Below are 1,214 nucleotides of genomic sequence, written 5' to 3'. Positions count from 1 at the left end.
GGTGATGGGCAAGGTGCTGCCGCGCAGCGACGCGCGCGTCATCGCGACGATGGCGTTCGTCGGCCTCCTTGATGAGCGCGCCGACGGTGCCCAGTTCCGCAAAGCGGCTCCACAATTCACGGCTGAAACCGGTCTCGCTGCGCGCGAACGCGTCGCGCTTCGCGAAACCGTACTGCTCGGTGATAAAGCGGTTCAGCGTATCCGCCAGCATGCGGCGGTCTTCGGTGTGCTGGAAATTCATCGCGATCCCCTTACAGTCCCAGGATCATCTTCGAGATGATGTTCTTCTGGATTTCGTTGGAGCCGCCGAAGATCGACAGCTTGCGGTTGTTGAAATAAGTGGCGGCGGCGCTCGCGGCTTCCTCGGGGCCGACCGGCGGCTCGTCATAGCCTTCGATGAGCGCTTCCTCGATGAACGGCTGCGCATATGGGCCCATCGCGCGGCGCATCAGCGACGAGATCTCCTGGCGGATCTCGGTGCCGCGAATCTTGAGCATCGAGCTTTCCGCACCCGGCACGCCGCCGCCCACGACCGCCGCGATCACGCGCAGGTTGGTCGTCTTCATGTTCTCCAGGTCGATCTCGACGCGAGCAAGTCGCGCCGCGAATAACGGATCATCGGCGAGCGGACGGCCGTGGCGCGTGACCTTCGCCGCGACACGGCGCAAGCGCTCAAGTCCCGCGACCGAGAACCCGACGCCCGCGATGTTCGTGCGCTCGTAGGTCAGCAGGTACTTCGCGTAGGTCCAGCCCTTGTTCTCCTCGCCCACGAGATTGGCGGCCGGCACGCGCACGTCGGTGAAGAACACTTCGTTGATCTCGTGCTCGCCTTCAAGCGTGATGATCGGACGCACTTCGACGCCCGGCGTATTCATGTCCACGAGCAGGAAGCTGATGCCCTCTTGCTTGCGCACGTCGGAGGCGGTGCGCACGAGGCAGAAGATCATGTTCGCGTACTGGCCGAGCGTGGTCCACGTCTTCTGGCCGTTGACGATGTAGTGCTCGCCGCCTTTGTCGATGCCGCGCACGGCAGTCGTCTTCACGGAAGCGAGATCGGAACCCGAGCCCGGTTCCGAGTAGCCCTGGCACCACCAGTCGGAGCCGTCGAGAATGCGCGGCAGCCAATAGCGCTTCTGCGCCTCGCTGCCGTACTTGATAAGCACGGGCCCGAGCATGTTCACGCCAAACGGCACGATGCGCGGTGCGCCCGCCAG

2 protein-coding genes are annotated in these 1,214 nt (G+C 64.2%); both read right to left on the bottom strand.

Going from position 1 to position 1,214, the window contains the following annotated elements; genetic code table 11:
- A partial coding sequence (locus tag AWB67_RS38175) for an acyl-CoA dehydrogenase family protein (protein WP_235025612.1) occupies window positions 1-241 on the bottom strand: 241 nt, incomplete at its 3' end.
- Between the two features lie 10 nt (window positions 242-251).
- Window positions 252-1,214: acyl-CoA dehydrogenase family protein (locus tag AWB67_RS38170; protein ID WP_087660891.1), on the bottom strand; the 963-nt coding region annotated here is incomplete at its 5' end.

It is taken from the genome of Caballeronia terrestris (assembly GCF_001544515.1).
Classification (GTDB): domain Bacteria; phylum Pseudomonadota; class Gammaproteobacteria; order Burkholderiales; family Burkholderiaceae; genus Caballeronia; species Caballeronia terrestris.
Note: the sequence above shows the minus strand (reverse complement) of the source record. Positions and strands in the feature narration are given on the sequence as shown.